Raw genomic sequence first — 13,070 nt, 5'->3', positions numbered from 1 at the left:
CGAACGAGCCCCGCCAGCGGGCGCGTTCGGCGGCGCAAGTGGCCGTCGCGCGTTCCTCGTGTAGCCTGCCGTTCGTCTATTGTGCGGCGCTTGGCGCCGTGTCGCCTGACTGCGGCGCGACGTGCACATACGCGGCGAGCGTATCGGGGAGAAGCGGTCTCAATCCGCGCACGCCTTGCTCGGCCATGGGCCGCAGCAGCGCGTGACGCCAAAAATCCTTCTGCGGCAATTCGGTCAGACCTGCGAGCGCGACCAGAATCACCACCAATATAGCGCCTCGGACGAGGCCGAACAGCAGCCCGAGCGAGCGATCCACGCCGCGCAGGCCCGTCACTTCCGTGATGCGCGTGAGCAGCGCCGACAACACGCTCGACAGCAGCAGCACCGCGCCGACCACCAGCAAAAACGCGACGAGCCACTGAGTCAGCGCGCCGCCCGGCCAGTATGCCGGGATGTACGGCACCACCACGCTCACGAACCGGCCCGCGATCACAATAGCAGCGACCCAGCCGACCAGCCCGAAGGCTTCGGCGAGCAACCCGCGCCACATGCCGCGCAAGGCGGACAGGCCGATCACGGCCATCACGGCGTAGTCGAAGCTCGTGAACATCGACATCGACGCTTAGTTCGACGCCGACCGCTTGCCGCCGGCCAGACCCGCCTGCCGTACCTTGACGAGCGCGGCGGACGCCGACGCGCGATCCGGAAACGGTCCTGCGCGCAACAACGCGCGGGACGAGCCATCCGACTGCTGACGATGTTCGAGATATGCGGGCACGCCCGCGGCTTTCAACTTGTTGACCCAGTTTTGCGCTGCCGTGTCGTCGTCGAACGTGCCGATCTGAAGCACGAAGCGGCTGCCTGCCGGCGACGACGGCGTATTCGCCGCGCTCGACGCCGGGCTTGCGGTGGTGTCCTTTTCCGCGGCCGCTTGTGCCTGCGGCTTCGCGGCTTCCTTGGCAACGGGTGCCGGCTTGCTTTCAGCCTTCGCTTCCGGCTTCGCCTGCGCAGCGGCAGCAGGCGCCGAAGCCGACGGTTGCGGCTGCGTCACGCCTGCGGCGACATTGGCCGTATCGGTTGCCGCAGCCGGCGACTCATGCGCGACGCCTGCCTGCGTGTCCGCGTCGTTCGCCTCGCGGGACTGCTTCGCGGCGGGCGCGGCGCGGTTGGGAATATCGATGGAAATGTCGTCGGCGACGGGTTTCGGGCGCGAATCCAGCACCATCGGCAGGACGATGACCGCCGCCAGCACCAGCGCAATGGCCCCGACGAGCCTGCGCCGCGCGCGCTGCTTCTCGGGAAGCGTGGGGTCGAGCATCATGGCGTCGGCATCGGGACGGTCCGTGCGGCGCGTGCGGCGCTCCGTGCGCACGGTATGACGCGAGCCGCGCGGGGAATCGGAGTATGCGTCGCTCGCAGCGCGGGCGTCGTCTTTCTTGCCGAACGAGAAAAGTCCCATGTATGGCTTGGTGCGAGAAGCTTCAGACGGCCTGCCGTCTCAGTGATGCTGCGATTTGCGGTAGGCCATGACGCCAGCCACCGTATAGAAACTGCCGAAAACCACGATTCTATCATTTTCGGACGCGCGGCTTAACGCGTCTCGAAATGCATCGGCCGGGGTCTCGAATCGTGCAACGCTGCTGTCGGGGCCGTCGTTGACACCGGCATCGCGCAGGACGGCTTCCAGACGGTCGGCGGTGGCCGCACGCGGCGTCGGCAGCGCGGTCACGTTCCAGTGGTCGATCTCGCCCGCGAGCTGCTTCACGATGCCTTCTATGTCCTTGTCGCCCATCGCGCCGAAAACCGCGTAGGTGTACGGGAAATAGCCCATGTTGCCGAGGTTCTGCGCGAGCACCGCGGCGGCGTGCGGATTGTGCGCCACGTCGAGAATGATTTGCGGCTTGCCCGGCAGCACCTGAAAGCGCCCCGGCAATTCCACGTTCGCGAGCCCCAGACGGATGTCCTGCGCGGACACCGGCAGCCGGTCGCGCAGCGCCTCCAGCGCGGCGAGCGCCGCCGACGTATTGATGAGCTGATTCGCCCCGCGCAGCGCCGGATACGCGAGCGCCGCGCGCCGCTGCGTGCGGCCGATGTAGCTCCACTGCTGGCGTTCGTTGCCCGGCTGCGCTTCGTAGCGGAAATCGCGGCCGACGAGCCACAGATCCGCGCCCACAGCGGCGGCATGGTCGATCAGCGTCTGCGGCGGCGAAGGATCGCCGCACACGGCAGGCTTCTCCGGACGGAAGATGCCCGCCTTCTCGAAGCCGATCTTCTCACGTGTGTCGCCGAGATAATCCGCATGATCGATGTCGATGCTCGTCACCACGGCGCAGTCCGTATCGACGATATTCACCGCGTCCAGCCGCCCGCCGAGCCCCACTTCGAGGATCACGACATCCAGCCCGCGCGACGCGAACAGATGCAGGATGGCGAGCGTCGTGAATTCGAAATACGTCAGCGAAACCGGATCGGGCAAGCTGACGCGCGCCTTCTCGACCGCTTCGAAGTGTTCCAGCAATTCGGCGTCGGTGGCTTCCACGCCGTCGATGCGCGCGCGTTCATTGAACGACAGCAGGTGCGGCGACGTATGGCAGCCCACGCGATAGCCCGCGCGCAGCAGAATGCTTTCGAGGATCGCGCACGTCGAGCCCTTGCCGTTCGTGCCGCCGACGGTGATCACCGGGCAGTCGAAGCGCAGGCCGAGCGCCTCCTTGACGCGCCCGATGCGCGCGAGGCCCATGTCGATACCGACCGGATGCGCCGCTTCCAGATGGGCGAGCCACGCGTCGAGAGTGGGAAATGTGGTCATGTTCGGTAGTCGGAAAAGCAAAAACGCCGCGCGGAACCTCGCGGTTCACGCGCGGCGCGGCGCGGGCACAATACGGCGTCAAGCCACCGAATCGGCCGGCTGTCGCGTCATTAGCGCCATCAATTGAGCGATTTCTTCGCGCATCTTGCGGCGGTCCACGATCATGTCGATCGCGCCCTTCTGCAACAGGAATTCCGCGCGCTGGAAGCCTTCGGGCAGCTTCTCGCGCACCGTCTGCTCGATCACGCGCGGGCCGGCAAAGCCGATCAGCGCCTTCGGCTCCGCGATCACGACGTCGCCCAGGAATGCGAAGCTCGCGGACACGCCGCCCATCGTCGGGTCGGTGAGAACGGAAATGAATGGCAGTTTCGCGTCGGCGAGCTTGGTCAGCATGGCTGTGGTCTTCGCCATCTGCATCAGCGAAAGCAGGCTTTCCTGCATGCGCGCGCCGCCCGACGCCGTGAAGCAGATGAACGGCACGTTCTGCTCCAGCGCGTTGCGCGCGCCGCGAGCGAAGCGTTCGCCGACCACCGAGCCCATCGAGCCGCCCATGAACGCGAACTCGAAACACGCGACTACGCACGGCAGCGTATGGATCGCGCCGCCCATGACGACCATCGCGTCGGTCTCGTCCGTGTCTTCCATCGCCTCTTTCAGGCGGTCCGGATACTTGCGGCTGTCCTTGAACTTCAGCGCGTCGACCGGCACGATTTCCTGGCCGATCTCATAACGGCCTTCCGGGTCCAGCAGGCGGTCGAGCCGCTCGCGCGCGCCGATGCGCATGTGGTGGCTGCACTTCGGGCAAACATGCAGATTCGCCTCGACGTCGTTGCGGTACAGCACCGCCTCGCACGACGGACACTTCACCCACAGCCCTTCCGGGATGCCCTTGCGGTTCTTGGGATCGGTTTGCTTGATCTTGGGCGGCAGCAGTTTGTCGAGCCAGCTCATCGTTGTTCCTTGACTGATCGGGGGCAGCGCCGCGCACCGTCGACGACGGCCGCGGCGGCAAAATGTTATTTGGCGGAATCGAGCGCCGCGCGAATTTCCGCGATGAAGCTCGTGAGCGACGCGGCGGCCGTGTCCGGCGGCGCCTCTTCGAGCAACTGCACGAGCCGGCTTCCGATGACGACCGCGTCCGCGACTTCCGCGACGGCGCGGGCCGTCTCTGCGTCGCGAATGCCGAAACCGACGCCGACCGGCAGCGGCACCTGCGACTTGATGGCCGGGATTTTACTCGCGATGCTGGAAACGTCCAGATTTGCCGCGCCCGTCACGCCCTTGAGCGACACGTAGTACACGTAGCCGCTCGCTATTTTGCCGACCGCCGCCACGCGCTCATCGGTCGATGTCGGGGCGAGCAGAAAGATCGGATCGATGCCGGCCGCGCGCATCGTCGCGCCGAAATCGCTGGCTTCCTCGGGCGGATAGTCGACGACGAGCACGCCGTCCACGCCCGCCTGCTTCGCGGCTTGCGCGAACGCGTCCGCGCCCATGCGTTCGATCGGATTCGCGTAGCCCATCAGCACGACGGGCGTGTCGGCATCGGTCTCGCGAAAGCGCGCCACATCGGCGAGCACGCGCTTGAGCGTGACGCCGCGCGCCAGCGCGCGCTCCGACGAACGCTGGATGACGGGGCCGTCGGCCATCGGATCGGAAAACGGCACGCCCAGTTCGATGACGTCCGCGCCGCCCTTAGCGAGCGCGTGCATGAATTCGACGGTTTGCTCGGGGTTCGGATCGCCCGCCGTGATGAACGGAATCAGCCCTTTGCGGCCTTGCGCGGCAAGCGTCGCGAAAGTGTTCTTGATACGGGACATGAGAATTCTCGTAAGCGTATTCGTTAGCGTCGATCATTCGACGCGATCAGCGACGAAGCGGCGGCTCGCGCGCTATTCGGCGGTCTCGGTTTCGGCGGTCAGCGGCGCATCCAGCTTCGCCAGGCGGCTTTCCGCGATGGCGCAGTAGTCCGCGTTGATCTCGAAGCCCGTGAACAGCCGGCCGTGGCGCGCGCACGCGACAGCGGTCGTGCCGCTGCCCATGAACGGATCGAGCACGCGGCCGCCCGGCGGACAGCTTGCCAGCACCATGCGCTCGACGATTTCCAGCGGCTTTTGCGTCGGATGATCGACCCGCTCCGCGTGCTGCCGATGCAGCCGCGACACGGACCACACATCCTTCGGGTTGTAGCCCATTTCGAGCCACTTGCTGCCTTCGAAAATTTTGCGCGAGCGCGCCTTTTTCGTCGCTGCGTCGTAGGGAATGCGCACCGGATCGAGATCGAAGTAGTAGTCCTTCGATACCGCAAAATAGCCGATGTTGTCGTGCACCGACGTGTATTTGCGCGTGGTTCCGCCCATGCTCGGCACGCGCCGGTCCCAGACGATCTCGTTGACCATCGTCATCCGGCGCTTCAGAAACACGAACAATTCCGGCGAATACTGCCAGGTGCAGAAGATGTACATCGACCCGCTTTTCTTGAGCTTCGGTATCGCGATGTCCAGCCAGCGATACGTCCACGCAAGAAAGGCCTCGCCGGACAGCATGTCCGAATCGTTCCCGTAGTCCTTGCCGAGCCCGTACGGCGGGTCGGCAACGATCAGATCGATCGACGCATCGGGAATGGAGGCGGCATCGGCGAGAAAATCACGGTTCCGAATGTCGATGCCGGCGCCTTGCAGCGCGCCGGCGGACATCGGTTCGTCGATAACGGTGCGCATCTGCGGCTTAGAACTGGATGCCCGATCGCTCGGCGACCGTGTGCATGTCCTTGTCGCCGCGGCCCGACAGGTTGACGAGCAGCACCTTGTCGCGCGGCAACGTCTTCGCGAGCTTCGCCCCGTACGCCAGCGCGTGACTCGACTCCAACGCCGGAATGATGCCTTCGATGCGGCAGCAGTCGTGGAACGCCTTGAGCGCCTCGTCGTCCGTGATGCCGACGTACTCTGCGCGGCCGACATCTTTGAGCCACGCGTGCTCCGGACCGACGCCCGGATAGTCGAGCCCCGCCGACACCGAATGCGTCTCGATGATCTGGCCGTTGTCGTCCTGCAAGAGATACGTGCGATTGCCGTGCAGCACGCCGGGGCTTCCGCCCATCAGCGACGCCGCGTGCCGGCCGGTGTCGATACCGTCGCCGGCCGCTTCGACGCCGATCAGTCGCACGGCTTCGTCTTCGATGTACGGATAGAAGATGCCCATCGCATTCGATCCGCCGCCGACGCACGCGATCACGGCATCCGGCTGACGGCCCGCCATTTCGGGCATCTGCACGCGGCATTCGTCGCCGATCACGCGCTGGAAGTCCCGGACCATCATCGGATAAGGATGCGGCCCGGCCACGGTGCCGATGATATAGAACGTGTTCTCGACGTTCGTCACCCAGTCGCGCATGGCCTCATTGAGCGCGTCCTTCAGCGTACGCGAGCCGGATTCCACGGGCACGACGGTCGCGCCCAGCAGTTTCATGCGATAGACGTTCGCCGCCTGCCGCTTCACGTCCTCCGCGCCCATGTAGACGACGCACTCCATGCCGAAGCGCGCCGCGATGGTCGCGGTCGCTACGCCGTGCTGTCCTGCGCCGGTCTCGGCGATCACGCGCGGCTTGCCCATCTTGCGGGCGAGCAGCGCCTGCCCGATCACGTTGTTGACCTTGTGCGCGCCCGTGTGATTCAGGTCTTCGCGCTTCAGATAAAGCTGCGCGCCGCCGAGCATGTCGCTCCAGCGTTTTGCGTGATAGATCGGGGAAGGACGGCCGACGTAATGCTTCAGTTCGTAGTCGTATTCGGCCTGGAATGCCGGGTCTTGGCGGGCTGCGTCGTATGCACGGCGCAGTTCGTCCAGCGCGTGAATAAGCGTCTCGGAGACGAACACGCCGCCATATTGGCCGAAGTGGCCTCTTTCATCAGGCAAGTTGTACATTGCGTCACTCTCTCGGTGGCGAGCCGTGGTTGGCTCGCAGTCGGAATCAGCCGGCGTCCGCTTCGCGCACTGCGCGCACGAACGCGGTCATTCGGGCGGAGTCTTTCACGCCCTTGGCGCCCGGCACTTCGATGCCGCTCGAGACATCGACCGCGAACGGGCGCACGCGCCGGATGGCGTCACTGACGTTTTGCGCGTTCAACCCACCACTCAAAACGGCCCGATGCCCGAGATCTGTTGGAATAAGTGACCAATCGAATACCTTCCCACCGCCGCCGAAGCCCTCGACGAGTGCGTCGAGCAAAATACCGCCTGCAGCCGCATAGTTAAGCGACGATTCTACCAAATCGCTTGCGGCCGCATCAGGCCCTACACGCACTGCGCGCCACCAGGGCAAACCCGCAATCGCGGCCAGTTCTGCACACTGCTCGGGCGTTTCGTCGCCGTGAAATTGCAGCAGCGAGAGCGGCACGTTCGACGTCACCTCGCGAACCCATTCGGGCGTCGCATTGACGAACAGACCGACCGCCGACACGAGCGGCGGCACGTAGCGGCACAACTCCACCGCTTGAGGCACGGTCACCGAGCGCGGACTCGGCGGATAGAAGACGAAACCCACCGCATCCGCGCCCAGCGCGACGGCGTGCTTGACGTGCTCCACTGTCGAGAGCCCGCACAGCTTGATTCTGGTCCGGTGCAAATCTTGAGTTGTCATGGCTGGTCGGCCCAAACGGCGCTCCACGGCATGCTTGCAATATGCGGCGGCGGAACCGCGAAACGCTCGGGATATCCGACTTCCGCGAGATAAAGCCCGTCGGGCATGAAGGTCGGCGCGGCGGCGCGACGGTCGCGCGCTGCGAGCACGTCGGCCATCCACGACGCGGGATAGCGTCCGCGCCCGATCGCGACGAAGCAGCCCATCAAGTTGCGCACCATGTGATGCAGGAACGCATTCGCCCGAAAACGAAAGTGGACGAAATCGCCCTGTTCGCGCACGTCGATCCGATAGAGATGCTTGACCGGCGTCTTCGACTGGCAATCGGCCGCGCGGAACGACGAGAAATCATGCTCGCCGATGAGGCACGCGGCGGAATCGCGCATGGCGGCGACGTCGAGCGGCGTGTGCACCCAGCCCGCGCGTTTCGCCAGCATGGGTGAACGCACCCGATTGACGTACAGAACGTAAAAGTACGTGCGCTCGAAGGCCGCGAAACGGGCGTGAAAGTCATCGGGCATCGGCTTAGCCCACTGAACGGCGACCGAACTCGGCAGAAACGCGTTCGTCCCGCGCACCCACGAGAAGTCGGTGCGGTCCAGTTCGGTATCGAAATGCACCACTTGCCCGAGGCCGTGGACGCCCGTGTCCGTACGTCCGGCGACGACCGTCTGAACCGGCGTCTGCGTGAATTCCGCGAGCGCGCGCTCCAGTTCATTCTGCACCGTATTGCCGTGCGGCTGCGATTGCCAGCCGCAAAACGCCGCCCCGTCGTACTGAACGCCTAACGCGATGCGCATATCAGGAGTGCGGCGCGAGCGTCGAGAGCAAACCGGCCGCTTGCTGGCGCGTCGCCTGATCGTTGGATGCGATCACTTCCTGCAACAGCGTGCGAGCGCCCGAAAGATCGCCCAACTCGATGTATTCCACGGCCAACTCCAGCTTGTTGCGCGCGATGGTCGCCAGTTGTGCGGCGGTCAGCGCGGGCAGCGGCTCGGTGTGGCTCGATGGCAGGTCCAGATTGAAGTCGAGACTCAACGGGCCGAACTGCGTCGCCCCAAGCCCTGCGACCGACGGCGCGCCGGCCGTTCCAGCTTCGATACGCGCTGCGGCGGACGACTCAACCTCGTCGGCAACCGACGGCAGCGCGAACGCCTGCGCCTCGTGGGCCGCGTCGGTCTCGGCAATCGGCTGCGGAACGAAAGGCTCCTGCCCGACCGACGCGTGCGCCGGTGCGTCGTGGCGCGGAGCGTGGTCATCGGAAGGCGGAGCCAGCGTCAATTCCATGCGGGGCGGCAAGCTCATGTCGAGCGAGTCCAGCGCCTGGACGGCTTCGGTCGGAAACTTGGGCATCGGGAAGCGGTCGGCGGACACCGGTTCGTCGTCCTCGACGCCCGCAGGATGCTGCTCGGCATCGCGCGCGGCTTGCTCCTCGACGGCGCGTTGTTGCGCTGCGCGCTGCTCCGCTGCTTGCTGCTGGGCGGCAACCGCCTGCGCTTCGCGCAACTCGGCTTCGCGAGCAATGATCTCGCGCGCCGCCGCTTCGCGAGCCTGATGCGCCTGCGCTTCCTGTTCGGCGGCTTCGCGGGACGCCTCGTCGCGCCCGGCAAGCTCGCGCTCCAATGCTTCGCGCGCTGCGGCTTCCCGCGCACGGACTTCGCGCTCCTCCGCTTCCCGCGCGGCGGCCTGCCGCGCGGCGGCTTCCCGCTCCTCGGTTTCCCACTTCTCGGCTTCGTGCGCTGCGGCCTCGCGGGCGGCGATTTCCCGCGCGTGAGCCTCTTGGGCCTCATGCGTCTGGGCGTCGGCCGTGCCCGCATGCGAAAGCGGCGGAACGAAGGCAGCGTGAGCCGCGGCCGGCGGCGTCGGAATGAACGGCTCGGCAGGCTCCGTGCGATTCGGCTGGTCCGTGCGCGCTTCGGGCGTTCCGACGGACTCGGGCGCGTCATCCTCCGACGGCGTCGCGAAAGACTGCGCCGCCTCGTAGCTTTCCAGGCTCGCGGCCACGGCGTTCAGTTCGGATTGATCGCGCGCGACGGCGGTGCCTTCCAGATCGGCTGCCGATTCAGCACGCGGCGGCGTTGGCGCGGGAACCGGCGCGGGCGCCTGCTGGCGGGCTTGCGCGTCGATGTCGGTGTCGGTGTCGGCTTGGGCGTCGGCCTGAGCGCGGCGCTTGTTGCGGCGGAGCAGCAGAAACAGCAGCACGGCGATGACCGCGAGAACGAGCGCGATCACCTTCGGATCGATGCCGCCGTGGGTTTGCGGCGCAGCGTCGGCCGCGGGCGCGCTCGCGACCGGCGCGACGGCAGGCGCGGCCTCGGGCGCGGCTTGCGATGCCGCCGACGCCGTGGCCGGCGTGGCCGGCTCGCTCGGGGCCGGCTCGGCGGCGGACGCCGCCGGCTGAACCGGCGCCGTTTCGACGGCCGGCGACGACGACTGCGCTGCACTCGCCGCATTCGTCGACGGCGCGCTCGGCTGAACTGCCTGCGGCGCTGGCGCCGGCGCTGCGGCGCCTTCAGAGGCCGCGCCGGCATCCGTGGCCGGAACGTTCAACACCGCGCCGAGCTTCAGCCGATTGATGTCGTGACCCGCGAACGCGTTCGGATTCGCGTCGAACAGCGCGCGCGCCATCTTCTCCTTGACGGCCCGCTCTTTCGAACCCGTGAGCTCGCCTGCGATATCGCTCAGCGACTGCCCCGGCTTCACGGCGTACCGCTGCGCGGGCGCATTGCCGGGCGCGCCGGCATCGGCTGTCGCGCCGCTCGCCTGCGCGAACGCCGCGCCGGAGTTCGTCCAGAGCGCCGCGCACAGAACGGCGCTGGCCGCGGCAAGCGCCGCAGGCGATGACGGGATGAAGGACCGGCAGGGTCGTCGAATCATTGAAGCTCCAGAAGTACGGCGAAGGTTGATACGAACAGCAAGACTGATGCGCGCCCCAATCGTACGACCGGTCGATTCGCTCGCAGTCCCAAAAATGCGGCTCCATAAACAAAAAGCGCCGCGATAACGCGACGCTTCCTGGACGAGGTCCGCGCTCTCAGGCGCGTAGTTTACTTTACTTGTCCAACAGGATGCGAAGCATGCGGCGCAACGGCTCCGCGGCGCCCCACAGCAGCTGGTCGCCGACGGTGAACGCCGACAGGTATTCGCCGCCCATCGCGAGCTTGCGCAGACGGCCGACCGGCACCGTCAGCGTGCCGGTGACGACTGCCGGCGACAGATCGCGCATCGACGCTTCGCGCTCGTTCGGCACGACCTTCACCCAGTCGTTCGCCGAAGCCAGAATGCCGTTGATTTCGTCGAGCGGCACGTCCTTGTTCAGCTTGATGGTCAGCGCCTGCGAATGGCAGCGCATCGCGCCGATGCGCACGCAGAGGCCATCGACCGGAATGGAACCCGGCTGGCCCATCGCGGGCTTGCCGAGAATCTTGTTGGTTTCCGCGCCGCCCTTCCACTCTTCCTTCGACATGCCGTTGCCGAGATCCTTGTCGATCCACGGAATCAGCGAGCCGGCGAGCGGCACGCCGAAATGGTCGGTCGGCATGGCGTCGCTGTTCATGGTGGCGAGCACCTTGCGGTCGATATCCAGAATGGCCGACGACGGATTCGCGAGATCGCCCGCCACCGACGCGTTCAGCGCGCCCATTTGCGACAGCAGTTCGCGCATGTTCTGCGCGCCCGCGCCCGATGCGGCCTGATACGTCATGGCCGTCATCCAGTCGACGAGGTTTTCGCGGAAGAGGCCGCCCAACGCCATCAGCATCAGGCTAACGGTGCAGTTGCCGCCGATGAAATCGCGCCCGCCCTTGACGAGCGAATCCTTGATGACGTCGAGGTTCACCGGATCCAGAATGATGACCGCGTCGTCCTTCATGCGCAGCGCCGAGGCCGCGTCGATCCAGTAGCCCTTCCAGCCCGCCGCGCGCAGCTTCGGATACACCTCGTTCGTGTAGTCGCCGCCCTGGCAGGTGATGATGGCGTCGCACTTCTTCAGGTCGTCGATGCTCGTCGCGTCTTTGAGCTTCGTCTCGTTTTTGGCGAACGACGGCGCGTTGCCGCCCGCATTGCTGGTGCTGAAAAACACCGGTTCGATCAGGTCGAAATCGCCTTCCTGCTGCATGCGCTGCATCAGCACGCTGCCGACCATGCCGCGCCAACCCACGAGACCTACGTTCATGACTAACCTTATTTGTTGAGGCTTCCCCGCATCCTTACCCGGCGTGGCCGCGCGGGGAAGACGCTCGGACACGAGGGACGATCAGCGAATCGTGATCGCTTTGATGGAGAGTTTCGTAATGCGCGTTTTCGACGTGCCGATAGCGCCAATGCTGGCGATGCCGTCGATGCGCGTGACGATGGCGAAGCCGGTCGCGCGAGCGTCGATGCCGCGGCCGATGCAATCCGTAGAGAGTTGAAAGTTCTTCGCCATGACCAAAGAATATACACGAAACGCGGCGTTTTCGTCGGAAGTACCGTCTTTCCGGTGAAATCGCCGCGAATTGCGCGTCAACTGTACCGACTCGGGCGATCCCAAGACGGAAATTACAGCGCTGCCAGCACCGCGTCGCCCATTTCCTTCGTGCCGACGGTCCTGCCGTCTTGCGTCGCGATATCGCCGGTGCGGTAGCCCTGCTCGAGCACCTTCTTCACCGCGTTCTCGATGCGATCCGCCTGCTCCGTCTTGCCGAGCGAATAACGCAGCATCATCGCGGCCGAAAGAATGGTCGCGAGCGGATTGGCCACGCCCTTGCCCGCGATATCCGGCGCGGAACCGTGCGACGGCTCGTACAGACCCTTGTTGTTCTTGTCGAGCGACGCCGAAGGCAGCATGCCGATGGAGCCGGTCAGCATCGCGGCTTCGTCGGACAAAATGTCGCCGAACATGTTGCCGGTCACGACCACGTCAAATGCCTTCGGCGCCTTGACGAGCTGCATCGCCGCGTTGTCCACATACATGTGCGACAGCTCGACGTCCGCGTATTCCTTCGCGACGTCGATCATCGTGTCGCGCCAAAGTTGCGACGTTTCCAGCACGTTGGCCTTGTCGACGCTCGTCAGCTTCTTCTGGCGCTTCTGCGCGGCCTGAAACGCGACGTGCGCGATACGGCGCACTTCGGGCTCCGAATAGCGCATGGTGTCGAAACCTTCGCGCGCGCCTTCGAATGGGCCGTCCGGCGCCTGACGCACGCCGCGCGGCTGGCCGAAGTAGATGTCACCATTCAGCTCGCGCACGATCAGGATGTCGAGCCCCGACACGATTTCCGCCTTCAGCGACGACGCGGCCGTCAGTTGCGGATAGCAGATCGCCGGGCGGAAGTTCGCGAAGAGCTGCAGATGCTTGCGCAGGCCGAGAATGGCTTGCTCCGGGCGCAGCGCGCGCTCGAGCGAGTCGTACTTCCAGTCGCCGACCGCGCCGAAGAGAATCGCGTCGGCCTCTTTCGCGAGCGCGAGCGTCTCGTCGGGCAGCGGATGCCCCTTCGCCTCGTAACCCGCGCCGCCGACGGGCGCTTCCTCCAGCTCGAACTTTTCGCCGAGCGCGTTCAAAACCTTGACCGCTTCGGCCGTGATTTCCGGACCGATCCCGTCGCCGGGGAGCACTGCAATCTTCATGTCGCTTCCTTCTACGTG

Annotated in this window: 13 protein-coding genes; all 13 read right to left on the bottom strand. The window is 65.8% G+C overall.

The window, feature by feature from the left end; genetic code table 11:
• Window positions 1–76 precede the first annotated feature (76 nt).
• The 13 genes from LDZ24_RS14675 to leuB all read right to left on the bottom strand — a co-directional run bounded on the left by LDZ24_RS14675 (window position 77) and on the right by leuB (window position 13,052).
• Entirely contained in the window at window positions 77–610 is a 534-nt protein-coding gene (locus LDZ24_RS14675; RefSeq protein WP_248323305.1) for a CvpA family protein, read from the bottom strand.
• A gap of 12 nt (window positions 611–622) precedes the next feature.
• A complete protein-coding gene (locus tag LDZ24_RS14670; RefSeq protein ID WP_248322956.1) occupies window positions 623–1,459 on the bottom strand; it encodes an SPOR domain-containing protein in 837 nt (278 codons plus the stop codon).
• Window positions 1,460–1,498: 39 nt separating this feature from the next.
• On the bottom strand, window positions 1,499–2,809 hold the full coding sequence (gene folC / locus LDZ24_RS14665) for a bifunctional tetrahydrofolate synthase/dihydrofolate synthase (protein WP_248322955.1): 1,311 nt from the start codon (window positions 2,807–2,809) through the stop codon (window positions 1,499–1,501).
• Window positions 2,810–2,887: 78 nt separating this feature from the next.
• The gene (gene accD, locus LDZ24_RS14660) at window positions 2,888–3,760 is read right to left on the bottom strand and encodes an acetyl-CoA carboxylase, carboxyltransferase subunit beta (RefSeq protein WP_244849793.1); all 873 of its coding nucleotides are present in this window, start codon (window positions 3,758–3,760) and stop codon (window positions 2,888–2,890) included.
• A 65-nt stretch (window positions 3,761–3,825) separates the two neighbouring features.
• Window positions 3,826–4,629: a tryptophan synthase subunit alpha gene (trpA, locus tag LDZ24_RS14655; protein ID WP_248322954.1), complete on the bottom strand. Its 804-nt coding sequence runs from the start codon at window positions 4,627–4,629 to the stop codon at window positions 3,826–3,828.
• A 72-nt stretch (window positions 4,630–4,701) separates the two neighbouring features.
• Window positions 4,702–5,529 (bottom strand): site-specific DNA-methyltransferase, encoded by an 828-nt coding sequence (locus LDZ24_RS14650; protein ID WP_248322953.1) that lies wholly within the window; start codon window positions 5,527–5,529, stop codon window positions 4,702–4,704.
• Between the two features lie 7 nt (window positions 5,530–5,536).
• Window positions 5,537–6,730, bottom strand: a complete 1,194-nt coding sequence (gene trpB, locus LDZ24_RS14645) for a tryptophan synthase subunit beta (protein WP_206469133.1) — start codon at window positions 6,728–6,730, stop codon at window positions 5,537–5,539.
• A 46-nt stretch (window positions 6,731–6,776) separates the two neighbouring features.
• Entirely contained in the window at window positions 6,777–7,445 is a 669-nt protein-coding gene (locus LDZ24_RS14640) for a phosphoribosylanthranilate isomerase (protein ID WP_248323304.1), read from the bottom strand.
• Window positions 7,442–8,245: a tRNA pseudouridine(38-40) synthase TruA gene (gene truA / locus LDZ24_RS14635; protein ID WP_248322952.1), complete on the bottom strand. Its 804-nt coding sequence runs from the start codon at window positions 8,243–8,245 to the stop codon at window positions 7,442–7,444. Before truA ends, LDZ24_RS14640 begins: the two co-directional genes overlap by 4 nt.
• A 1-nt stretch (window position 8,246) precedes the next feature.
• Entirely contained in the window at window positions 8,247–10,322 is a 2,076-nt protein-coding gene (locus LDZ24_RS14630; protein WP_248322950.1) for a FimV/HubP family polar landmark protein, read from the bottom strand.
• A gap of 175 nt (window positions 10,323–10,497) precedes the next feature.
• Window positions 10,498–11,619 (bottom strand): aspartate-semialdehyde dehydrogenase, encoded by a 1,122-nt coding sequence (asd, locus tag LDZ24_RS14625; RefSeq protein WP_248322949.1) that lies wholly within the window; start codon window positions 11,617–11,619, stop codon window positions 10,498–10,500.
• 81 nt (window positions 11,620–11,700) lie between these two features.
• A complete protein-coding gene (locus LDZ24_RS14620) occupies window positions 11,701–11,871 on the bottom strand; it encodes a hypothetical protein (RefSeq protein WP_248322948.1) in 171 nt (56 codons plus the stop codon).
• A 113-nt stretch (window positions 11,872–11,984) separates the two neighbouring features.
• Window positions 11,985–13,052, bottom strand: coding sequence for a 3-isopropylmalate dehydrogenase (leuB, locus tag LDZ24_RS14615; protein WP_175940914.1), 1,068 nt, complete (start codon window positions 13,050–13,052; stop codon window positions 11,985–11,987).
• Window positions 13,053–13,070 lie beyond the last annotated feature (18 nt).

The sequence above is a fragment of the Caballeronia sp. Sq4a genome (assembly GCF_023170545.1).
Lineage (GTDB): Bacteria > Pseudomonadota > Gammaproteobacteria > Burkholderiales > Burkholderiaceae > Caballeronia.
This window is presented reverse-complemented; position numbering and strand designations above follow the sequence as displayed.